This is a genomic window from Chachezhania antarctica (genome assembly GCF_003646465.1).
GTDB lineage: Bacteria > Pseudomonadota > Alphaproteobacteria > Rhodobacterales > Rhodobacteraceae > Chachezhania > Chachezhania antarctica.
This window is the reverse complement of the sequence record NZ_QZEX01000012.1, coordinates 30,003-52,293: the sequence shown is the minus strand read 5'-3', so window position 1 is coordinate 52,293 and position 22,291 is coordinate 30,003. Positions and strand designations below refer to the sequence as shown.

Sequence of the window (22,291 nt, the reverse complement as noted above, 5' to 3'; positions counted from 1 at the left end):
TATGCGCTTCATGCAAAGCTACATTCGGAGACCTTTCGTATACTATTGTCGAGCGGCAAATATGGGTGACCCGTCAATATTCGATATGTGCCCATAGGCGTTTGTCTAAGTACTTGCGAACGCGGAACCACTGGTTACGCGACGCCTGTTCATCCGGCATTTGCCCGGAAAGGCCGACGGAGATAGGCTTTTGCAAGTTCAAAGGAGAGAGTCTCAGGTGTTGCGAAGGGTTCAATACATAGACCGCCCCAGCTTCCCTGACGAGCTGTTCGCAGACGTTGACTCGGCACAGTTGCGGATGGCGTTGAGAAACCTCCAGTCCGCGGTGCGTGCCGTCACCGGTGCCATGCGAGACATGTACGCCTTCCCTGACGGCAGCGATCTCAAGGTTGGCGTCACTCCGGAGACCCACCTGAACGCAAGGGCCCGCCAGTCGCGCGTCGGCGGTCCGTTCTCGATCGAGTTCACGTCCGGCTACGTCCTTTGGGCGGCCGTCGTAAGCTCGGTACTCGCCCGCATGGTGGCCTCAGGGTTTCGCCTCGAAAGGACCGTGTCCCTGTCGTTCCGTGACTTCGCAGAGGACGTGGCGACGTCCGGGGTGCAAACCTGCGTCGACCTGACGATCAACGAGATCGGTCCGGACATCGAGGGCAGCTGGCTCTTCTTCTTCGAGTCGCTCTATCTGCCGGTCTTGTTTCACGAGCTGGCCCATGTAGTGCGAGGGCATCTCGGCCTGCTCCGACAGCGACACGGCGGGGCGGGCCTGTGCATGGTGGACGAGTTGATGAGCCAGGATGCGGGCAACACGCCTCCCGGCTTTCCGCTACGCGATGTCGAGATCGATGCCGACGTCTACTGCTCGGGTATGTCCGGCGAGTTCGCCTTCGCGCGATCCGCGACCCTGCCGCGCTGGCAGTATATGACGGGCAAAGAGAACCTTTATGCCGAATTCGTAGGATACGCACTCTTCGTGGTCGGCCAGGAACGCATGGCGCGCGACAGGATCGGAACCCGCGACACCTACCCGTCGCCAAATCTGCGGTTGCTCCTACACTCTGTCGCCCAAAGGGCGCGTTGGAATGTGGAACATCCCGAAAGTGACTATTTCGCCGAGATATTTGAGCCCGCCATGGAATTATTGGCACCGCTCGAACCGGCCTTCCCCGAGCTCGATCTCCTCCGGGACACGATTACCAGGGAGGGGGAGGCCGACCTCAGGAAAGAGATCGCCGCCTATTTCGATCAGGACCCCGAAACGGAGGACGGGCTTTTTGCACCCTTCGCGTTCGACGCGCGATGGAGCGACCCCATCCCGAAATTCTTCGGGATATCGTGATCGAATGGAAGAGGTCTCGCGTGCGTTTTGGAAGGTCGATCCCATCGTCAGGTCTATGGGCGGATATCTCGACGTCATAGGGCTTACACCAGTCGAGACGACATTGGTGCACTGGACCGAACATGTCTTCGACATCAACATAGGCCTCCTGGACGCGCGCGATCCGGACCTCAACATCAAAGGGATCGACCTCGTCATCTCAGCCGGCGATGCTCCGAACGCGGCCGCGCGCCAATCGGGCGATCGCCGTGCAGTCATCATAAGCCTCGGCCTGCTGCGAAAACTTTGGCGGTTCCTTACGGCCGCAGCCCATCATCCGGACGTGCTTTCGCGCGCGCACCCCCTGAGGGATCCGGGCAAATCGTGGAAAGAGGCGCTCGACGGCCCGCTCATTGCCTTCGATGACTGGTCGATGGAGGCGGAGCGTGCGGAGTATTTCGTCGACATCCTGATGCAGATGTTCGACTACGTGATTTCGCACGAACTCGCGCACCTCCTGCGGCGGCATATCGATCTCCTCTTTCCGGACGCGACACCCGGCTTCGTCGACGAAGCGGCAACATATCTGGACCAAGCCCCCGGCCGATCGCCAGAATTGCTGCCGGAAATGCTACAGGATATCGAGTTTGACGCGGATGCGAACGGGCTGAACCAAATGCTCCTGAGCATGGATGAGAAACATCCGTTTCTGAGGGGCTGGACCGCGGAGGATGGGCTCGAATACGGCTTCCAGCTGGCGTTCGCCCATATCCTTGTCATGCGGGCGCTCGACACGAGGGAGGGTCCGGTGGATCGACCGGGGACGGAATATCCCTCCCCGCTCTTTCGGGCGATGAACTTCACCAACCTGGTGTTCAGATCCCTTCACGACCTGGTGCCGTGTGACTTTGAAGAGTCGGTGCGCGTCCACGACACCGCCTGGTTCGAGGCGAGTGAGATCTCCAAAGACATCGGTTTCGGCGACGGCAGATGGTTCGGGGAAGGCCCCTCGGACGCGGATCACGAGAAGTTCCTCGTCAGAGAAGCACGATATTTCGAGGCCACACGCCGGATCGATCGCATCCTCGACGGTGCTGACAATGGGTGAGGAAGACCTCGAAACCCTGACCCTGATCCGCGTCGCCGGAGAGTTCGTCACCTACGTGCTCTTCCCCGGGATCGACGAGACAGCCTTCGCCGAACGGATAGACTGGAGGCACCGCGAAAGTGCGGGCCTTGACGCGATCATTTCGCCTTGGCGCAAGGATCGCTATCGCATCGCGATCGGAACCGCCGTACCCGATCTCATCCTGTCTCGCCTCCAAGCCGTCAACGTCGAAGGAGAGACCGCAGCTCGGGCCGAGCGGTTGGGCGGGATCGAGCCCGCAATGACGCTGGCATGGTTTGCCGGTGTCGCCTTTTTCGCCACCCACGAAGCCTGCCACGCCGCCGCAGGCCATGTCGCCTATCAGAAGGCGCTGAATCCGGAAACAAGCACGGGTGACTTGCCGCGACCTCTGGATCTGGCGACATTCCGGCTCCTGTCAGAGCTTGAAGCCGACGGGGCCGCCGCAGCCAGCCTCCTGTCGGCGGATTATGAGCTGATGCGCACGATCGAGGGGCTCTCATCCGACGGTGATGACAGAGCCGACAGCGCCATGATGTTCATCGTCATCGGCGTCTTCGCGACCCTGGAACTTCTCGCCTCGGAAGGGCCCGTCGAGGATGGGTATCCAACGCCCGAGACGCGCTACCTGAACGTGGTCGCGGCCGTGTTCCGCCACGTGGCACCGCACCTTCTCCTGCTGAAGTCGGGCGACTATGTTCGCCGCGAGGCGAGCGGCGAAGAGGTGCAAAACGTCGCGAACAGGTTTCGCCACTCGGTCCTTCCGGCGCTCGCCGCCCTGAACCACTTCGATGTGACCGCGCCCTTTGGGGAAGACATTGCGGCGCTTCTCGGCGGGGCGATCCCGAACAAAAGTGAAGCGGGGCGAGACCTTGCGCGCTATAGTCGCAACCGGGCCCGATTCATGCGGGCATTGAGTGGATTTCGAGAGACACGGATGTGGGACGATTTCAATGACTGACGTTGTGGTGGTGATGCGCCTTGCCGGCGATGACGCGGACGCGTCCAAACAGGATATCCTCGCGCTGTTGGAAGGCGTCGCCGGTGCGGACGTTACCGACAGCTCGGTCGACGCGGCCCTGGGCATGACCGCAAAAGAGCTTGTGCTGACCGTGACGATCAGTTTCGCGACGTCCGTCTCGGCGAATTTCGCAACCAAGGCGATCGAGGACGCGTTGCAAGGACCACTACCCGACCAGGTGACGGTCGAAGAGATCTTTTGTGAGACGCCCTCCGAGAACGATGGCACGGTGGAAGAGACCTCGGAGTGATGCTTTGCCAGCGGGGCTATCGCACCGGCGAGTTTCGCCATCACCTTGCGACGGGCAGGCCGTTGACCTCGAACTGACCGGCCACAAAGAAAAACGGGAGCCGCGTTTCCGCAGCTCCCGTAGGTTAGGCAGACCGGGCCGGTCTAGGCCGGCCTCGTTAATCGATCGGGACCAGGTTCCGTCACATCAGGACACCAGAGACAGTCCCGCACCAGCGTCCCGCTCGCGCGCACCGCTCTCGACGAAGGGAATGATCGAGAAGGTCTGGCCGCCGCGCTGCTCCTCGTTCTGCACGGCGTTTACCCGCAGATCGCCATCGGGCGTGTTGATGAGGAGCGAGACGTAGTCGTTGCCGGTGCGGTTGCTCTTCGCCATCCAGGCCGAACCCACGCGGATCGGGTGGCCCTTGGGCGAGGAGACCTCGATCCGGTAGTCGGGATGGGTCTCCTCGGTCTTGAATTCGTTCTCGATCAGCATGAATTCGAGGTCGAACATCATGTTGGCGATGTAACCGGCGAAGGCGTTGTCTGCATCCATCGCGGTCAACTCGCCCGAGATCGAACCGGACTTCATGCCACCGTTCGAGACCAGCGGGATGATCTCGAATTCACCGGTCATTGCTTCGCGTGCTTCCTTCGTCTGCACGGCGTTGACCCGGAACGGCCCGAGGCCGACATCGATCTGCATCGAGATGTAATGGTTACCGGTGGTGTTGCCGGTCTCGTTCCAGGCCGTGCCGATACGCACCTTCCGGCCCGACTTGTTCACCGCGGTCACATCAAAATCCGGGCTGCGCTCGGACATCTTCGTGCGGGTCTCGAGCTGGATCGCGATGTCGAACCGGCTCGAGTGGATCATGCCGGAATAGGCGGTGGCTGCGGTCTCGGCATTCTTGGTCAGGGTTCCTGCGAACATGGGTCTTCTCCTTGGGTTTGCCGCTGCCCGGCACTTGGCCAGAGCACGCGGGATTGCTTTTCGACCCCTCATGGGATCGCAAAACCACAAAGCCCTCTTTCCTTTCTCTCCTGACCGTCAGCCCGGCCCGGCGCTGGACGAGGTGTCCGACGTCGCCCCGCGCACCACCCTCCCCTGCTCTGCCGCGGCATCATTGTTCGGTTCCAATATGAAGAAGTCGGCCTCGGCCCCGTTCAACTGGCGGCCGCTCCGGTCTGTCAAACCGATCGTGCTGCCGTTCCGCACAAAGGTGATGAGGTATTGGCCGAGGCCATCCCGATGCACCCGGTAGCCCTCGCTCGCCCAGTGGACGGATTTGCCGGCATCCACGGCGGCCTTGATCTCCGCGACGTTCATCTGGATCTCCATTTCAGTATTGGTGTTGGAAACAAGAGAGGCCCGATCCCCAGATCGGGCCTCTGCACACCCGCATTCGATCTACCAATCGAAGACCTCGAGATAGGGCACCGGCGGGACATCCCGATCGAAGAGAACGTAGTCGCACCCCGCATCCATCGCCAACGCCATGACCGCCTTGAAGGCGTCACAGTCGACGCCTTCCGGCAGATCGGCGAGCGTCTCCGGAACGGAGAACAGCCAGCCATACTCATTCTGCAAGCTCGGCGATTTGGCGAAGAGCCCGTTCTCGATGGCCTGGACGGTTTGTTCAGGCAGATGTGCTGTGCTGCAATCGTAGAATCTGCGGACGTTGCGCATCATGATCCCCTCGCCTCCATCCAGTCCTTGAGGCCGAGGATCGTCTTGCCCTCAGCCACCTCGGCCAGCCATTTCGTGCGCGGATCGCCGACGGGCTCATGCGCCGGCCCGTCGATATGCCCGTTGGCCATCCAGGGCTCGGGCTGGATCCGTCCGAGCCAGTCGGCGAGGCTCGGGATGCGGCCCTGACAGTCTTCGCGGACATGCTGCTCGCCGATCCAGCGGATGGGAATCTCACGCCCCGCCTCGTTGGTGAGCGAAAGCCCGAAAACCCGTTCGGCTTCGAAGATGCCTTGCGTGTGATGGCGCAGCGCACGGTGGGTGAAGATGGCGAGATGCTCCTTTGAGGCATCGAACCAGTCGTGGACCGCCTGATAGTCGGATGGCGACCCGCCATACTTCCGGGCCGAGCTTTCGGCATGATGGAGAGGATGGGCCATGTCAGAGCCCCTCGTCACGGCTGTGGGAGCACTCGACATGCCGGTCGGCATGATCCAGTGCGATGCTGTCGGCGGTGACATCCCAGGTCAGCGTGCCATAGCCGCCCTCGTTGTTCTCGAAGCCGGGATGCTGGTGATAGGCGACAGACCAGGCGAAGTCGCCGAGCTTCGTGGCGAGATCGTCGGGGAGCGCAATGCCGACCGGCTGCACCGTCACGTCTTCGATATTCCCCGAATCGCCGTAGCCCTCGTATTCGGCGGTGACCTCGGTGATGCCGAGGCCTCGCAATTGCGGGAGCAGCTCGTTTCGGGCGGCCTTGTTGGCGGCTTCGCGCTCGGCCTGCCATTTTGCCACCGCCTCGGCAAAGGTGGTCTCGGAGTTGGTCATGGGTCTCGTCCTCTTGTCTGGGATTGGGGAAGGTGCCGAGGGGTCCAGAGACCCGCCACGGCGGCGGAACGCGAGGGGGCAAAGCACCCTTCCGCGTTCCCCCCGACCCAAGGCCCACTTTCCCTTTCAGGCGGCGCGATCTGCCGCCGTTGGAGACCCTTCCCCCACGATCCGGGCCAGGATCGCGGCGGTATCAACACCCTCCCCGTGGGGCACGAAGACCCGGAGCTGGAAGGCGATGATCTCCGTGAAACACCCCATGGCCTTCAGCCCGTCGATCGTGCCCCGGTCGGCCCCGTCGATCTCGAGGCGGGCCGCGCCCGCGACCCGGCGGCGGGTTAGCGTGAGGCCCCGGCCCAGATCGACCGGCGCGGTGGACCCGAGCGCCGCCGTTAGCATCTCCTGCGGGGTTTTCGGGGTGCCGACCATAAAACGGGCTCTGAGCGCGACCGCACCGTCCTCGCTGACTGTGCGGCCGATCATGCTCCCCTGCCCCTCGGACGTGACCCGGTAGATGCGTTCGTTGCCCGAGGGGATGTCCTTCCAGATCGGCAGTAGCAGCCCGGTCAGCAGATAGAGCTTCGTCGTGGTCACCTTCGGCAGGCTATCGGCCTCCTCGTCCCAGAGGCGGCGGAACTCGGACGGCTCGATCTCTTCCCAGGCGGAAGCCTGGAACTTCCCTTCCTCGACATAGGTGGACCCGCTCGGCCGGGTCACCTTGCGCATGAGCGTGACAATCTCCTCGTCGTACATCTGCATCGGACGGGCTGAGATGAACGCCGCGCGACCCGACGCGCGGTTGATCATCGGCAACCTGTCGGGGTTCCGATCCAGCACCTCTTCTGCGGAGAGGATATGGACGGGGTCCGTCACCTCAAGTCCGATTATGCGCGTCACTGCTCTGGAGCGCGGACAGGTCCAGAGGTCTTCGGTCGAGACCTGCTCTATCCGCTCGCCACGCAGTGTCTCGACGCCGAGATCGAGCGTGCCAGCCGCCCGCGCCCGCTCGGTCTGATCGGCGATCCGGCTCATGAACTCGGCGAAGAGCGCGTTCTGCATGTGGATGGGCAGCGCCAGCACCCGGTTCAGGAAGCGTTGGATTGGTGGAAGCTCTTCGAGCAGCACGCCGTCCTGGTCGATCAGCCGCAAGGCGGTCCAATCGCAGAACTTCTCATAGCTCATGGCCCCGGCACGCCCGGCGGCCAGGTCGGCGTAATAGCCGCGCAGCGCACCCCTTGCGATCGGGCTCTCGAGATTGTCCTCCTCGCGGAACATGCCCTGCGAGCCGGTCTCGCGCTGGCCCTTGGTGAGCGCCCCCAGCTGATCGAGCCGCCGGGCGATGGTGGAGGTGAAGCGCTTCTCGCCATGCACATCCGAGGTGCAGACCCGGAAGAAGGGTGCTGACACTTGAGCCGAACGATGCGTGCGTCCTAGCCCCTGGATTGCCGCATCGGCCCGCCAGCCGGGCTCCAGCAGATAGTGGCGCCGCCGCTTCTGGTTCTTCGCCGTCTTTGCGGCATGATAGGACCGGCCCGTCCCGCCCGCATCGGAGAAGATGAGGATGTCCTTCTCGCCATCCATGAAGGCGCGGGTTTCCGAGGAATTGCTGTTGGCGCTGCGCTTTTCGATAAACAGGGCCCCGTCGCTGGATTTCAGGGATCGAATGGAGCGCCCGGTTACTTCGGCCACGGCCTCATCGCCGAAGGCCCAAAGGATCTGGTCGAGCGCGGCGGGAATAGGCGCAAGCGCCATCAGCTCCATCATCGCCGCATCGCGCAAGGCCTCGGCCTCGCGGGAGACGACCAGGGCACCGTTCGCATCCCGCAGCGGCTCGGCCACCATGTTTCCGTCGATCTCCACGAGCTTCTGGGCGTGGATCGGGAAAGCCTGTTCAAGATAGGACAGCACATAGTCGCGGGGCGTGAGCGCACCTTCCACCAGCTCGTCTTCGGGATCCATCGCCTCGAGGCGTCGTTTCAACAGGCTCTCGCCAGTCGAGACCACCTGGATGACGCAAGCATAGCCGTCCGCAACATCCTCTTCGATGGCGCGGATGACGGTCGGGGCTTTCATGCCCATCAGGAGGTGATTGAAGAAGCGCTGCTTGGTGCTCTCGAAGCGCGACTTCGCCGAGGCTTTCGCGGCAGAGGCGTTCGTCTGACCGGAGGCATCATTGACGCCTGTCACGGTCAGCGCCGCTTCGAGGTTGTGGTGGATGGTCCGGAAAGCCCCGGCATAGGCATCGTAGATCTCGATCTGGGCGGGTGTGAGCGCATGTTCGAGCACGTCGTACTCAACACCGTCGAAGCTGAGCACCCGCGCGGTGTAGAACCCGAGCGTCTTCAGGTCGCGCGCCACGACTTCCATCGCAGCAACGCCCCCGGCTTCCATCGCCGAGACGAAGCTTTCGCGGCTCGGGAAGGGATATTCGGGCCCCTGGCCCCAGAGCCCGAGGCGGGAGGCATAGGCCAGGTTCTGCACGCTGGTGGCTCCCGTCGCCGAGACATAGAAGACCCGGGCCCGGGGAGCCGCGAGCTGCAGACGCAGCCCGGCGAGGCCCTGCTGGGAGGGTTTGACCCCCCTGCCCTCGTCGGACCCGGCGGCGTTCTGCATGGCATGGGCCTCGTCGAAGGCCAGCACGCCGTCGAACCCGTCGCCCATCCAGTCGAGAACTTGGCTGAGCCGGGTCCTCCCGCATTTGCCCGCCGACCGCAGCGTCGCATAGGTCACGAAAAGGATGCCGTCGCCCATCGGAATGGGTTGATCTGGCTTCCATTTGGAGAGCGGCTGGATGTCGGCGGGCGAGCCGCCGAGATCGGTCCAGTCGCGGATCGCGTCCTCGATGAGCGTGGTGGACTTCGAAATCCAGACCGCCTTGCGACGACCTGCGAGCCAGTTCACCAGGATGAGACCGGCGCATTCCCGGCCCTTGCCGCAGCCGGTACCGTCGCCAAGGAAATAGCCGAGGCGGTAGGCACACGCTTCCGGATCATCGTCGGCGCGGGTCATCCGGGTCTGGTCCTGGTCAATGGTAAACCGCCCCGGCAGGTCGCGCGCGTGGGCATCGTTCGCCATGAGGATGGTCTCGAGCTGGGCCTCGGAGAGATGGCCCTCCTCGATCAGACGGCCGGGCAGGCGCAGATCAGCGGCGGCTTCGCCGTTGGGTGCCGGAGGGGCAACCGAGGCCATGGCTATACTCTCGACCAGGGGGGTCGGATGTTCCCGGGCACCCTCAATCTCGATCCGCTGCGGACGATAGCGGGCATAGATGTCGGAGACGGGCGTGTTCTCGCGGGGGGTGTCGAGGCAGGTGAAGGCCAGCGGGATGGCGGCATGCGATTTGGGTTTGGCAGACGCCGCTTGGGCGATTGGGCGCTGACGTGCAACAGGGACACCGACCCGGCGCGACCCAGTCCGAAACTGCGCACCGGTTTGGATCGAGGGAGTGGCAGTGCGGGTTGCGGCGATATCATCGATGATTTGGCGCGCCGCGTCCAGATCGTCGACCATGGCGCGGACGATCTCGATCTCCTCCTGCACCTTGTCGAAGACCATGAGCTGGGTTTCGACGGTGGTGCCGAGTTTGCGGTAAACGTGGCCCGGAATAGTGAGCGCGAGACGGGGCTTTGCGATGGCCGAGGCCCGTGCCCAATGGGCCGCGTCTCGTTTTGGCGAAAATCCCATCGGCATGATCGCCGCGAGACGTCCGCCGGGTGCCAGCCGTTTGGCAGCGCCGATCAGATGTTTCGCCGCAATGTGCTTGTCGCGCGACCGATCGACCGATGAGGCGAAGGGCGGATTCATCACGATGACACCGGGAAGCTCGGGCACCGTCAGGAGATCATCAATATGTTCGGCGTCAAAGCCGGACACCTCGCCCCCGAACACCGCCTCGAGAAGCGCCCGACGGAAGGGATCGATCTCGTTCAGCATCGGTTTGCCACCCGCGCAAACTGCAAAACCAGCCAGCGCGCCGGTCCCGGCGGAAGGTTCGAGGACGGTTTCGCCGGGGCGGATGGCGGCAGCACGGATAGCCAGCGCCGCATAGGGCAGCGGCGTCGAGAATTGCTGGAGCCGGATTTGCTCTTCGGAGCGCCGGGTCTCCGTCAGGAGCCGTGAGGCGAGCAATCTGGCCGTCGCGAGCGCGTCCGAACCGCTGTCCCGCATGATCGCCGTCACCGTGGCGGCCTGCATCAGGTCATAGGCCATGCGCCACGACCACGCGCCGCCGGCATCGCTACCGCCGAAACTCTCGCGCATGATCCGAGCGAGCGATGAGCTCTTGAGCGGTTGCTTCTCAATCTCGCTGCCGATCAGGCGAATGGCCTGCAGAAGCTGTGGTTTCGATGGGAAATCGCGTGCGAGTGCCGGGCTTCGGTTGTCCATATCGTCTGTCCTTTGAGTCAGGTTGTGGGTCCGACAGGACAGAAAGCCGCCTCAGCGCTTTCAAACGCGCGGAGGCGGCTCAAGGCTGAACAGATAGCGATGTTGCCGGCGGTCAGGAATCGTTCCCGGCGAAAAACTCGGCCAGAACCGGACTCGCCTCACTCTTCGCCGAGCCGAGGAGCTCGGACCCGGCGAGCGAGGCTTTCGACAGGCGCACGAGGCCGCCTGTCTCCTCGATGCGGTAGCAGCGACGCTTTTGCCCTCCGCGCCGGTAATGGGTGGCGGTCACGATCTGGCAGGTGCTGCCATCGGTCAGCGTTACCGGTGCGGCCAGTTTGATCTTGTCACCCTCGTCGTAGTCCGGGATCGCCGCCCAGTCGCGGCAGCGCTGACGCCAGGCATGGGCATAGCTGTCGGGATCCTTCAACTCGGAGAGCAATGCCAGAAGGCTGAGCGGCGCGCGCGACTCCACGGGCCCGGCGCTCTCCTCCATGTCCTTGTAGCCCCAGCAGCCCTCGTCATAGCGGGTGAGGAACACGGCGCCGAAGGTGATCGACCCGTCGGCATCGGTCACGTAGGTTCTGTCTTCAACCGGCGCGCCATCGATGTTGGTGAGCCTCAAAGCTGCATACCAGGTCGACCCGAGTTTGGAGGCCTTGAGCAGCACTGTCTTGCGCGTATCCGTTTCGAACGTGCAAAGCCGGGCGATTTCTGCCTTCTCGTCCGCGTAGGTTTTGACGCGGCGGTCGGTGTAGAAGAGCCAACCCACTATGCCGCCCTCCGGTCATCGATTTCGATGAGCGCATCGAGCGGCACGCGGTAAGGCAGCATCTCGTCGAAATCCTCGCAATTGCCGCTATTCTGCACGAGGGCGTGGGTGTCGGTGGCGTCCTTCAGGATCACCCGGAACGTCCCGCCGAGACCGGAGGGCACGTCGTAGGTCCCGCCGATCAGATAGTCGGCGGCGCGACGCAGGAAGACGCGGATCGTGTGGCCATCGGTCGCCAGCCGAATCGTGTCATGACCACGGTCGATGAGCATTTGCACATCATCGAGAATGTCGGTGTAGAACTGGCCGGTCAGATCGCGGAACGCCGCCTGCCGCGCCGCCATCCAGCCCGGATCGCGGAACGGGTTGATGCCCTCGGCGAAGGCATGGGTGGGATCGGCGCGTTCGGTGGTGACGATCCGCGTCGTCGTGCCATCGATGCCGTTCGAGCGCAGATGGACGCCATTGCCGACGATCAGGATCAGGGCGGGTTTGCCCACCGGCCCGTTCCAGTTGGGAAGGAAGGTGGAGCAGCCGCGCGCATGCGCGATCTGCGCCGCGACGCTCGCCGCGGTGAAGCTAAGAAGTGCCATGGGTTTTACCTGTAAGATGGAGGGAGGGGTGCGACCCGCGCCTACGTTTCGGAGCGGGCCGCCTGTAGGGTCAGGCCGCTTCTGCGACTTCGGTTTCGTCTTCGGGTTTCTCGGCTGGCTCGACACCTGCCGTCTGCATCATCGGCGGGCACCAGGCCGCGACCGCCGCCCGCTGTGCATCCGTCAGCGTGGCGAAGGGCTCGGCGAAGAGCTTGTCGCAGAATTCGACGACTTGCTTCTTGGTCGAGGAGGCCAATGTCACCGCCTCCTGCGCGAGCCCCAGTTCCTCACCGAGGATCTTCAGAAGCCAGGCCTTCTTGAAGCGATTGAAGAGCGCCGCATTCGGTGTCCAATGCGCTCGGATGTCCGACATGATCTCGACTTCGAAGTCATGCATCAAGCTATCCCGCTGCCGGTCCCGTGAGAAGCAGGATTGTGTGGTTGCCGCCGTGGCATAGGCCACGAGTTTGGCCTTCTCGCCCGCATCGAGCGCCCGGAAGAGCGCGAACTGGTCTGCAGGGGATTTCGCGTCATCGGCCCAGGAGAGGTCGAGTGCGTCATGGGCCTCGGCCACCTGTTCAAGCGAGGTGCCGTCGATCTCGTCCATCTTGGCGTGGGTACGATACTCCTGGCGCGCATCGACCTTGATCGCTTGGGTGACGCCCAAACCGCTGGTCAGCACATCCGTGACCAATTTGAAGAGCGTGAGGTCGAGCGTCGCCTCTGGATGCATCGCCATGGCCGCGCCGAGCGCCATCGCCCGCTCGGTCTTCAGGTCCTCGGTGAGCGAGGCGGGATAGGTGATCTGATCGCCGTCTACGGCGCCCCTGTCGCTCGGTGCGCCGGTGCCTTTGCCAGACCGCTCCGCCTTGTCTTCAGGGCGCACCATCCCGACATGCAGGGAGATCTTGCCATGCGACCAGGAGGCGATCACGCCGGAGCGCGAAAGATCCTCGGTGCCATAGGCCTCCTGTAGGTCCCGCGCCTCAGCTTCCAGCGCGTCCACGCGTTCGTAGAGTTCATTGTACGCCTCTTCCTCGAGCTCTTCGTTCTCCATCTCGTGTTCGAGTTTCTCGAGTTCGGCGGCAATCTCATCGACACGCTTCTGGCCCTTCTCATCGGGCTCGACTGGACCCGGATAGACACGGCCATAGTCCGCCATGGCGGCATAGTCGTACTGGATGACCGCATCGGCCCAGGCAAAGCCGATCTCTGCCCGCGCCTCTTCGGCGGCGGCGGCGAGTTTTTCGAGCAGGATCGTTTCGACCAGCGCGGAATCCTCCAGCACGGAATGCTCGTCCAGGAGATCGGCCGCGATGGCGCCGCCACGCGCCTCGTAGTCCTTCCGCACGAAGGCGCCGATATCGTCGCTGACCTGCACACCGCGGGACTTCAGCGCGTTGCGGACGGTATGGGCCTGGACATAGTTGTCCTCCCTGGTGAGCGCCTCGAAGACCTCGCGTTGCACCTCCTGGCTCGGGTGATCGGCGAAGGCTTTCATCGTGTCGAGGGTGATCGATTTGGCGCGGGCCGCGGCACGGATGTCGGGATGGATGAGCCCGTAGCGCAGCCTGCCTTTGACGGCGGCGACGGTTGTGCCGAAGGTCTTGGCAATCGTCTCGGGAGTCTGGCCGTCGACCTCCATCATCCGCGCGAAGGCCTCGAACTCGTCGATGGCGTTCATCGGCGCCTGGGTGATGTTCTCGGCGAGCGACAGCGCGGTGGTCACATCGCAATCGTCAGGGACCAAACGGCAGTCGATCTTGGTGCGGTTCGTGAACCCTTTGGCGGTTTTGTCGGCGACCAGCTCCAGAAGCGCCGCATGGCGCCGGCCACCGGCGAGCACCCCGAACTTGCCACCGATCTTCTGAACGAGCAGCGGCTGAAGAAGGCCCAGAACGGCGATGCTGGCCTTGAGATGCGCGATATTCTCCGAGGCATAGGTCTCGGGGGAATTGGTCCGTACGTTCGCGGGATGCGGGCAGAGGTCGCCGATGGCGACGGTGGTAGTTTTGAATGTGTGAGTCATGACATGTCCTTCTCGACGTGTTTGAGAGGGCCGCGCGGGTCTTCGCGCAACCAATCCCCGGATCCGGGAACCAACAGGACAAGAGGCCCACTTTCCCTTTCGGAGGGTCAGCGGGCCTGTCGGTGATGGAAGGTTGGGGTGCGGCCCGCCCTACCAGTCGCGCGCCATCATGACGGTCAGCACGCGCATGGTCGTCTCGGGATTGTCGGGTGCCTCGGCGCCATAGCGGAAGTCAGAGCTGGCCTCGTAGTGATCCAGCTTCCAGAATACGGTTTCGCCCCGGATCGTCACGGCCCCGAAGTCGTGCCAGCCTTCCGGATCATTGTCCGGCTCGAATGTATCGAACGCACCGGTGGCCTGGACGGCCTCTGTGACGAAGCCATCGCCTGCCTCGATCAGGGACTGGGTCACGACGAGGCGGCCCTGGATCTGCTGATCCGGGGTGATGCCAAGGCAGGCAAACCTGCGGAAAGCGTCGTTCTGGGATGCGATGACAGCCGCGTTCGGACGCGAATAGTCTGCGGGTTCAGGATGGCTCATGGGTCTGTCCTTTCGGGATGGGTTGAAACCACCAAACCCAAAGCCAGTTTTTCCTTTCACCACGCCCTACCAGCCCGGACAGCCCCGGCCTCAAGCGGCCTGTTCCCCCTGCCCCGCCTCCGACGCGGCGACGAGATAGTCACAGGCACGCTGCGCGTCCGCCGCATGTTTGAAGATCGCCCGCTTGTCAGACCGGAGCACGCGGACCCAGTTGTCGAGATAGGCCGCGTTCAGCTCCAGCGTATGCGCGGAGAACCCCAGCTTCTGACCCAAGAACACCGTGCAGAGCTCGGCCACAATCTCTTCCCGTGCGTAGGCGGTGTTGCCGAACCGCGCATCGCCATAGCTGCGGTTTAACCGATGCCGGGGTTTCGTCCAGTGGCCCAGCTCATGACCCCAGACGGCGTAGAAATTCCGCGGGTTCTCGAAGAGCTCGATCGGGGGCATGTAAATCTTGTCGAGATTCGGGACGTAACATGCTTCCCGACCAGAGAAGCTGACATTGGCACCGATTGCCTCGAAGAAGCTCTGCATATGCGGGATCGGTGCGCGTTCGGGATGAACTTCCGGTTCGGCCGCAGCGGGATGGAAGCGAGGGTCCAACCCCTCGATCTGATCGGCGTTGAAGACGCGGTAGGATTTCATGAAGGGGATGGTTTTGGGATCTTCGGTTTCCGCCTGGTCGCCGTGGGCGCTTTCGGCCTGCTCGCGCTCGGCCGTCCCGTAGTAGACGACCACCGACGATTTCGAGCCCTTGATGACTTTCGCATCGAGCTCGTTCGCCTGCCTCAACGTCATCCAGTAAGGCGAGGCGTATCCGGCCATCATGGTGCGCATAGTCAACAGGAAGTTATTGACGCCCTGGTAGGGTTCGCCGTTCAGGCGGAGCGGCACGGAACTGCCGCCGACCGTCCATGGCTTGCGCCAGGGCAGCACGCCCCGGTCAATGATGTCGATGAGTTCGTTGGTGATCGACGCTGCAGCGTCGAACTTGCGTTTGCTAGACTTGGACATGAAATATCTCCGATGTTTGGGGAGCGCGCGGCAGCCGCGCGCGGATCGGACAAGGGTGGTGAGCGACGCCGCGCGGGGGTACGGGTGCTGTCCGCATTCCCGCCAGACCCATCACTCCACCTCCGGATCCGACTTTCTCAAGGCCTGCTTTGACTTTCCGGAACCCGGTCATCCCGTGGTTGGATCGACCGTCAGAACGCGGACCGCCCGCCAGGAACCCGTCCTGATGCACCAACAGGAAGCCTTTCAGTGCGACGTAAGCGCTTCCCGCACACTTCGGCGGTGTCTCAGGGCAAAACCTGCTGATGGCGGGCAGATCGGGTTGCGGTGTCGGGCCGAAACCTTAGAAGGGCAGACGCGCGGGGCGCGTGCTATCTCGCGTGCGGCCCGGAACCGCTTCCCACCCTTAAACTCCCGGAGTATTTCAATGATCCGCCATGTAGTATTCTTCACTGTCCCAATCGACGGCAACCTCGACGCGGTTCGGAAGGGATTGCAGATCCTGACGCGGATTCCCCATGCGAAGCACCTCGAGATCGCTCTGAACCGAAAGACGGATCCGGCCAGCAAGGAAGTCGATGTTGTCGTCTACGGAGAGTTCGTGGATGACGCGGCGCTGGCCGCCTACAAGGCGCACGAGATCTACGCCGAATCCATCCGGCGCGTGAAACCCCTCCGCGAGATGCGCTTCGCGGTGGACTACGACACCTCTCAGGCCTTCGTAACGGCCGATGAAGAGGCCTGACCCCTCGAGGGTACCAGTAGAGGCCAAATCGGACGCTCACCGCCTCCTGCTGCGCGACGATTGGGCAGGCACCGAGATGCGGTTCACCGCACCTCGCGAGTTTATCTACGCCGACCATGTTGACGAGATGCCACGGGCCTTGGACCGCATGGAACGCGTGCGGACCGCGGGCCAATGGTGCGCGGGCTACGTGAGCTACGAGACAGGCTGTGGCCTTGATCCGCGCAATACAGTCCCTGCGCGCTGGAGGGACGTCCGCGTGACATCGACTGCGGGGCCATCGAATTCATAGATCCTTCTGGCCTGGTGCGCGGCAATGTCTCCATCCGTCCGCAACCTCGCCTTCCAAAAGGGCGATGAGGCCATTTTCAAAGTGTGAGGCGGCATCCTGTTCGATTCCGAGGTTCGCTCGGAATACGACGAATGCCTGCTGAAAGCCCGCTTCGCCTCTGGACCGGATCCAAAGTCTTGCCTGCGCACCGACGTCTGAGCCCATAATCGTATGACGGTGGCTTTCGGCACATGTTAGCGTGCGTCATTCAAATAAGACACCCCGCACACTTGCCCTTAGGTAAGTCGACCCGTAAACACCTCCCAGCCGACACCACCCGCGTGCGGTCGCGCCCTCCGCGGCGGCCCGAAATAACCTCAGGAACTCCGCTCTTGCTCGACCAGATCGCGCTGCGCGCCGAACTCGCCGATCACTACGATCTCTCTCCCTCCACCGACATCGCCCAGGCAAATGCTGACATTTTCGCCCGGATGGACCGTGTCGTGACGCCCCCAGACTGGGCGATCTACGCGCCCTATGTCGCGGCGATCAACAAGCTGAAAAAGGAACGCAACGCGGTTATCCTGGCGCATAACTACATGACGCCCGAGATCTACCACGGCATCGCGGACGTGGTTGGCGACAGCCTTCAGCTGGCGATCGAGGCGACCAAGGTAAAGGCAGACGTCATCGTCCAGTGCGGCGTGCATTTCATGGCCGAGACCTCGAAGATCCTGAATCCCTCCAAGACGGTGCTGATCCCCGACATAGAGGCCGGCTGTTCCCTGGCCGAAAGCATCACCGCCGAAGGCATCGCCGAAATGCGCGCCAAGTATCCCGGCGCGCCGGTGGTCACTTATGTGAACACCACGGCCGAGGTGAAGGCGGCATCCGACATCTGCTGCACGTCCTCCAACGCGGTGCAGATCGTGCGCGGGCTGGACGCGGACACCGTCATCATGACGCCGGACAAGTACCTGGCGCAGAACATCGCCAACCTGGTGCCCGAGAAGAACATCGTGTGGTGGGACGGTGCCTGCATCGTGCACGAACAATACACCGCGCAGGACCTGAAGGACTTTCGCGAATGGAACCCGGGCACGCGGATCATCGCGCATCCCGAATGCCCGCCGGATGTCGTGGCCGAGGCCGATTTCTCCGGCTCGACCAGCGGGATCATCGACTATGTGACGCAGCAGCGGCCGGAAAAGGCGATGCTTGTGACGGAATGTTCGATGGCCTCCAACATCTCGGACGCGCTGCCGGATGTGGATTTCGTCGGGCCCTGCAACATGTGCCCCTACATGAAGAAAATCACGCTGGAAAAGGTGCTGTGGTCGCTGCACACGATGGAAGGCGCGGTCGAGGTCGACCCGGAGATCGCCGACAAGGCCCGCGTTGCCGTTCAGCGCATGATCGATCTGTCCGCAAAAATGGCCGGCTAGGGCGATGACCCCGATCGAAACGCCGATCGAAACGGGCCGCGTGATCATCGTCGGCGCGGGACTGGCGGCGCAATATGCGGCGCTGAAACTGGCCCCGCGTCCCGTGCTGATGATCTCTCCCGAGGCTTTGGGGACGGGCGCGTCCTCGGCCTGGGCGCAGGGTGGCGTGGCGGCAGCGATGGACCCGGCGGACAGCGCCGATGCCCATGCCCGCGATACCGTCACCGCCGGCGCGGGTACCGTCGATCCAGGCGTGGCCTCTTCCGTCACCGCCGAGGCGCGCGATCACATCCTTGACCTGACCGGGCTGGGCACGCCCTTCGACCGCACCGCCGACGGATCCTATGTTCTGTCGCGCGAGGCGGCGCATAGCTTCGCCCGCGTCGTGCGGGTGCAGGGCGATCAGGCCGGGGCGGAAATCATGCGCGCCCTGACCGTCCAAGTGCGCGAGGCGGACCATATCCAGGTGCTCGAAGGCGTCATGGCCACGGCGCTTGAGGTATCGGGCGGCCGCGTCACCGGCGTAGCCGTCGTCCGCTGCGATCAGGGGCAAAGCGCCAGCGTCACCCTGCGCGGCACCGCCGTGCTGCTGGCGGGGGGCGGTTCGGGCGGGCTTTATGCCCTTACCACCAACCCGCCGCGCATCCGGGGTCAGGTGATCGGCATGGCCGCCCGCGCCGGTGCACAGATCGCCGATGCGGAATTCGTGCAGTTCCACCCGACGGCCATGGCCTGCGGCCTTGATCCCGCCCCCCTGGCGACCGAGGCACTGCGCGGCGAAGGGGCCGTTCTGGTCAACCGCCACGGCGACCGCTTCATGGTGGAGGCGCATCCGGATGCCGAACTGGCCCCGCGCGACATCGTGGCCCGCGCCGTCTATGCCCAGACACAGGACGGGCTGGCCCCCGCGCTGGACACCCGCGCGGCATTGGGCGCGAAGATCCTGACAGATTTCCCCGCCGTCGCCGCCGCCTGCCAGCAGGCCGGGCTGGACCCGGTGACGCAGGTGATCCCCGTGGCCGCCGCCGCGCATTACCACATGGGCGGCGTGGCGACGGATGCCGACGGGGCCAGCACCCTGCCCGGCCTCTGGGCCTGTGGAGAGGTCGCCTCGACCGGGTTGCATGGCGCGAACCGTCTGGCCTCGAACGGGCTGCTTGAGGCGCTGGTCTATGGCCGCCGCTGTGCGCTGGCGATCGACGCCGCCCTGCCCGCGCCCAGGGCGGCCGCGCCCGTCACCCTGCCCGATCTTCCCGCCGCCGAAACGCCCGACCCTGCGCTGGTCACCCGGCTGCGGCAGGCGATGACCGATGGTGCCGGCGTGATCCGCACGGCCGGCGGGCTGACCCGCACGCTGACCGACATCGCCGCGATCGAAGCCGCCCAACCCGGGTGCGAGACGCTGGCCAACATGACCGCCACCGCCACCCTGATCGCCGCCGCCGCGCTGTTGCGCCGCGAAAGCCGGGGCGCGCATTTCCGGTCGGACTTTCCCCACCCCGATGGCGCAACCGGCATACGGTCGCTGATGACCCTGACCGACGCGTTGGCGATCCGCGCGACCATGACCCGAAAGGAACCGGCATGAACCAGAGCGCAACAATGCCCCCCCTGCCCGACCTGATCCTTGAACCGCTGGTCCGCGCCGCGCTGATCGAGGATCTGGGCACCTACGGCGACATCACCACCCGCACCGTCATTCCTGCCGGCACCACCTATGCCGCGCGGCTGAATGCCCGCGAACCGGGCGTGGTTTCGGGTCTGCAAATGGCCGCGCTTGCGTTCCGGCTGGTCGATCCCGCGCTGCAGATCACCACGCACAAGGTCGATGGCGACGTGATCGCGCCGGGCGACCTGCTGATGGAGATCACGGGCGACGCGGCCTCGATCCTGTCGGGCGAACGGGTCGCGCTGAACTTTGCCGGGCGCATGTCCGGCATCGCCACGCTGACCGCCGCCTTCGTGGCCGAAACGCGCGGCACCGACGCCCGCGTGACCTGCACCCGAAAGACGACCCCCGGCCTGCGTATCGTGGAAAAACAGGCCGTTCTGCATGGCGGCGGGTTCAACCATCGCTTCGGCCTGTCCGACGCGATCCTGATCAAGGACAACCACATCGCGGCCGCCGGTGGCATCCGCCCCGTGCTGCAATCGGTCAAGGCGCGGGCATCCCACATGATCCGCTGCGAGATCGAGGTCGACCGCCTGGACCAGCTGGCCGAGGTCCTGGACGAGGGTGGCGCAGACGTTGTTCTGCTGGACAACATGGACACGTCAATGCTGGCGAAGGCGGTGGACATGACCGCCCGTCAGGTGGTGCTGGAGGCCTCGGGCAACATGAAGCTGGACCGCATCGCCGAGGTCGCGGCGACGGGCGTGGACTATATTTCATCCGGTGCGCTGACCCATTCGGCGCAGGTGCTGGACTTGGGACTGGACTTCTGAGTCCACAACCCATCACGCACATATATGGCTTTTTCTTATATTGAATCGCAATAATATTACGCTGCACTTGCGAAATAATGTCGAACCGGGTAACCCCACGGAAGCCTGTCTGAGGAGGACCGACATGAGCCAATCCGCCCCGCAACGCAGCCTCACCGCGTCCGACATCCGTGCGCGCAAGGGGGCCGATCCGCTGGTCTGCCTGACCGCCTATACGACCCCCGTGGCACAGCTGGCGGACGCGGACTGCGATCTGGTTCTGGTCGGTGACAGCGTCGGCATGGTGCTGCACGGGCTGCCCTCGACCCTCGGCGTGACGATGGAGATGATGGTGCTGCACGGCCGCGCCGTCGCCCGTGGCCTCAGCCGCGCGCTGATGGTCGTCGACATGCCCTTCGGCAGCTATGAGGAAAGCCCGGCCCAAGCCTTTCGCAATGCCGCCCACTTGATGGCGGAAACCGGTGCCGGCGCAGTCAAGCTGGAAGGCGGCGCGCATATGGAGGACACGATCCGCTTTATCGTCGATCGCGGCATCCCCGTCATGGCCCATATCGGCCTGACGCCGCAGGCAGTAAACGCGCTTGGCGGCTACAAGGTGCAGGGGCGCGGCGCAGATGCGGACCGGATCCTGGAAGACGCCCGTGCGGTGACCCGCGCCGGGGCCTTCTCGGTCGTGCTGGAAAAGGTGCCCGCCGCTCTGGCGGATCAGATCACCGCGGGTATCGACATTCCCACGGTCGGCATCGGGGCGTCCGCGGGCTGTGACGGGCAGATCCTGGTGATCGACGACATGCTGGGCCTTTTCGACGCCTTCAAGCCGAAGTTCGTGAAACGCTATGGCGACCTGGCCAGCGAGGCGCGTACCGCCATCCGCACCTACGCGGAAGAGGTCCGCGCCCGCAGCTTCCCCGCCCCCGAACATGTCTTTTCCCAGGAGGAACCAGGCACATGAAGATAATCCGCACCAAGGCCGAGCTGCGCGCCCTCACGCAAAGCTGGCGTCGCGCCGGGGACAGCATCGGTGTGGTGCCGACCATGGGCGCGCTGCATGCCGGTCATCTGAGCCTGGTCGACCGCGCCTGCGACGAGAATGACCGGGTGATCGTGACACTGTTCGTGAACCCCAAGCAGTTCAACAACCCCGAGGATCTGGCCAAATACCCCAGGACCGAGGACAGCGATGCCGAAAAGCTGACGCCCTATGGCGCGGATGTCCTCTATGTGCCCGACGGCCCGCAGATGTATCCCGACGGCTTTGCCACGACGATTTCGGTGACCGGTGTCAGCGCGGGCCTGTGCGGCGGGGCGCGGCCGGGGCATTTCGACGGCGTGGCCACGGTGGTGACCAAGCTTTTCCTGCAGTGCGATGCCGACCGGGCATATTTCGGGGAAAAGGATTACCAGCAGCTGCAGGTGGTGACCCGCCTGGCCGAGGATCTGGACCTGAAGACCGAGATTGTCGGCTGTCCGACCATCCGCGAGGAAGACGGCCTCGCCATGTCGTCGCGCAACCTCCGGCTCGGGCCCGGGCCACGCGAAATTGCGCCGGTGATCGCCCAGGTCCTGGACGACGCCGCGCGTGTCATCTCCCGCGGCGGACAAGTTGCGCAGGCCCTCGATAACGCCAGGGCGGCGCTGCTCTCTGCCGGGTTCGACACGATCGACTACCTGGAGTTGCGCAGCGATCCCGACCTCAAGCTGATGACCAGGGCAGACCGCCCCGGTCGCCTTTTCCTGGCCGCCTGGCTCGATGGCGTGCGCCTGATCGACAATGTCCCTGTCGCGGGTCTCGCAAGCGTCCCGACTCCCGAAGATCACCCGCTCGAACCGGCCTGACCGGGCC

At 64.0% G+C, this 22,291-nt stretch carries 21 protein-coding genes; 10 read left to right on the top strand and 11 right to left on the bottom strand.

Annotation, left to right across the window (positions count from 1 at the left end):
- Nucleotides 1–298 precede the first annotated feature (298 nt).
- Genes D4754_RS19400 through D4754_RS19385 form a run of 4 tightly spaced genes read left to right on the top strand, consistent with a single transcriptional unit; the run spans nucleotide 299 to nucleotide 3,712 of the window.
- Complete coding sequence (locus D4754_RS19400; protein WP_163025986.1) at nucleotides 299–1,336, top strand: hypothetical protein; 1,038 nt, start codon at nucleotides 299–301, stop codon at nucleotides 1,334–1,336.
- A 4-nt stretch (nucleotides 1,337–1,340) separates the two neighbouring features.
- Nucleotides 1,341–2,423 carry a hypothetical protein gene (locus tag D4754_RS19395; RefSeq protein WP_121066871.1) on the top strand — a complete coding sequence of 361 codons (1,083 nt, stop codon included), beginning with the start codon at nucleotides 1,341–1,343 and terminating at the stop codon, nucleotides 2,421–2,423.
- The gene (locus tag D4754_RS19390; RefSeq protein ID WP_121066868.1) at nucleotides 2,416–3,402 is read left to right on the top strand and encodes a hypothetical protein; all 987 of its coding nucleotides are present in this window, start codon (nucleotides 2,416–2,418) and stop codon (nucleotides 3,400–3,402) included. The genes D4754_RS19395 and D4754_RS19390 overlap by 8 nt, the downstream gene beginning before the upstream one ends.
- A complete protein-coding gene (locus tag D4754_RS19385) occupies nucleotides 3,395–3,712 on the top strand; it encodes a hypothetical protein (protein WP_028288521.1) in 318 nt (105 codons plus the stop codon). Before D4754_RS19390 ends, D4754_RS19385 begins: the two co-directional genes overlap by 8 nt.
- A gap of 186 nt (nucleotides 3,713–3,898) precedes the next feature.
- Here D4754_RS19385 and D4754_RS19380 read toward each other — a convergent pair whose 3' ends face one another.
- The 11 genes from D4754_RS19380 to D4754_RS19330 form a co-directional block, all read right to left on the bottom strand.
- Nucleotides 3,899–4,627 carry a DUF736 family protein gene (locus D4754_RS19380; RefSeq protein WP_028288520.1) on the bottom strand — a complete coding sequence of 243 codons (729 nt, stop codon included), beginning with the start codon at nucleotides 4,625–4,627 and terminating at the stop codon, nucleotides 3,899–3,901.
- Between the two features lie 117 nt (nucleotides 4,628–4,744).
- Nucleotides 4,745–5,023 (bottom strand): hypothetical protein, encoded by a 279-nt coding sequence (locus D4754_RS19375; RefSeq protein ID WP_121067029.1) that lies wholly within the window; start codon nucleotides 5,021–5,023, stop codon nucleotides 4,745–4,747.
- Between the two features lie 81 nt (nucleotides 5,024–5,104).
- Entirely contained in the window at nucleotides 5,105–5,386 is a 282-nt protein-coding gene (locus D4754_RS19370) for a DUF5983 family protein (protein ID WP_048534139.1), read from the bottom strand.
- The gene (locus D4754_RS19365) at nucleotides 5,383–5,823 is read right to left on the bottom strand and encodes a DUF6915 family protein (RefSeq protein WP_121066864.1); all 441 of its coding nucleotides are present in this window, start codon (nucleotides 5,821–5,823) and stop codon (nucleotides 5,383–5,385) included. Before D4754_RS19365 ends, D4754_RS19370 begins: the two co-directional genes overlap by 4 nt.
- Before the next feature lies 1 nt (nucleotide 5,824).
- On the bottom strand, nucleotides 5,825–6,211 hold the full coding sequence (locus tag D4754_RS19360) for a DUF6878 family protein (RefSeq protein WP_121066858.1): 387 nt from the start codon (nucleotides 6,209–6,211) through the stop codon (nucleotides 5,825–5,827).
- Between the two features lie 126 nt (nucleotides 6,212–6,337).
- A complete protein-coding gene (locus tag D4754_RS19355) occupies nucleotides 6,338–10,597 on the bottom strand; it encodes a bifunctional class I SAM-dependent methyltransferase/DEAD/DEAH box helicase (RefSeq protein WP_121066855.1) in 4,260 nt (1,419 codons plus the stop codon).
- Between the two features lie 112 nt (nucleotides 10,598–10,709).
- Nucleotides 10,710–11,366, bottom strand: a complete 657-nt coding sequence (locus D4754_RS19350) for a DUF6927 domain-containing protein (protein WP_048534129.1) — start codon at nucleotides 11,364–11,366, stop codon at nucleotides 10,710–10,712.
- Entirely contained in the window at nucleotides 11,366–11,959 is a 594-nt protein-coding gene (locus D4754_RS19345; protein WP_048534128.1) for a hypothetical protein, read from the bottom strand. The genes D4754_RS19350 and D4754_RS19345 overlap by 1 nt, the downstream gene beginning before the upstream one ends.
- 70 nt (nucleotides 11,960–12,029) lie before the next feature.
- Nucleotides 12,030–13,988 carry a ParB/RepB/Spo0J family partition protein gene (locus tag D4754_RS19340; RefSeq protein WP_071974369.1) on the bottom strand — a complete coding sequence of 653 codons (1,959 nt, stop codon included), beginning with the start codon at nucleotides 13,986–13,988 and terminating at the stop codon, nucleotides 12,030–12,032.
- 150 nt (nucleotides 13,989–14,138) lie between these two features.
- On the bottom strand, nucleotides 14,139–14,528 hold the full coding sequence (locus D4754_RS19335; RefSeq protein ID WP_028288511.1) for a DUF3768 domain-containing protein: 390 nt from the start codon (nucleotides 14,526–14,528) through the stop codon (nucleotides 14,139–14,141).
- Between the two features lie 90 nt (nucleotides 14,529–14,618).
- Nucleotides 14,619–15,542 (bottom strand): ArdC family protein, encoded by a 924-nt coding sequence (locus tag D4754_RS19330; protein WP_048534124.1) that lies wholly within the window; start codon nucleotides 15,540–15,542, stop codon nucleotides 14,619–14,621.
- A 427-nt stretch (nucleotides 15,543–15,969) separates the two neighbouring features.
- On the opposite strand from D4754_RS19330, the gene D4754_RS19325 reads away from it, so the two are divergent.
- From D4754_RS19325 to panC, 6 genes are all read left to right on the top strand, one after another.
- On the top strand, nucleotides 15,970–16,287 hold the full coding sequence (locus tag D4754_RS19325) for a Dabb family protein (RefSeq protein WP_028288509.1): 318 nt from the start codon (nucleotides 15,970–15,972) through the stop codon (nucleotides 16,285–16,287).
- 663 nt (nucleotides 16,288–16,950) lie between these two features.
- On the top strand, nucleotides 16,951–18,003 hold the full coding sequence (gene nadA / locus D4754_RS19320) for a quinolinate synthase NadA (RefSeq protein WP_071974370.1): 1,053 nt from the start codon (nucleotides 16,951–16,953) through the stop codon (nucleotides 18,001–18,003).
- 4 nt (nucleotides 18,004–18,007) lie between these two features.
- Nucleotides 18,008–19,591 carry an L-aspartate oxidase gene (locus D4754_RS19315; protein ID WP_071974371.1) on the top strand — a complete coding sequence of 528 codons (1,584 nt, stop codon included), beginning with the start codon at nucleotides 18,008–18,010 and terminating at the stop codon, nucleotides 19,589–19,591.
- Nucleotides 19,588–20,448, top strand: a complete 861-nt coding sequence (gene nadC / locus D4754_RS19310) for a carboxylating nicotinate-nucleotide diphosphorylase (RefSeq protein ID WP_028288506.1) — start codon at nucleotides 19,588–19,590, stop codon at nucleotides 20,446–20,448. Before D4754_RS19315 ends, nadC begins: the two co-directional genes overlap by 4 nt.
- A gap of 124 nt (nucleotides 20,449–20,572) precedes the next feature.
- Complete coding sequence (gene panB / locus D4754_RS19305; RefSeq protein ID WP_071974373.1) at nucleotides 20,573–21,400, top strand: 3-methyl-2-oxobutanoate hydroxymethyltransferase; 828 nt, start codon at nucleotides 20,573–20,575, stop codon at nucleotides 21,398–21,400.
- The gene (gene panC / locus D4754_RS19300; RefSeq protein WP_071974374.1) at nucleotides 21,397–22,284 is read left to right on the top strand and encodes a pantoate--beta-alanine ligase; all 888 of its coding nucleotides are present in this window, start codon (nucleotides 21,397–21,399) and stop codon (nucleotides 22,282–22,284) included. The genes panB and panC overlap by 4 nt, the downstream gene beginning before the upstream one ends.
- The last annotated feature ends 7 nt before the right edge of the window (nucleotides 22,285–22,291 follow it).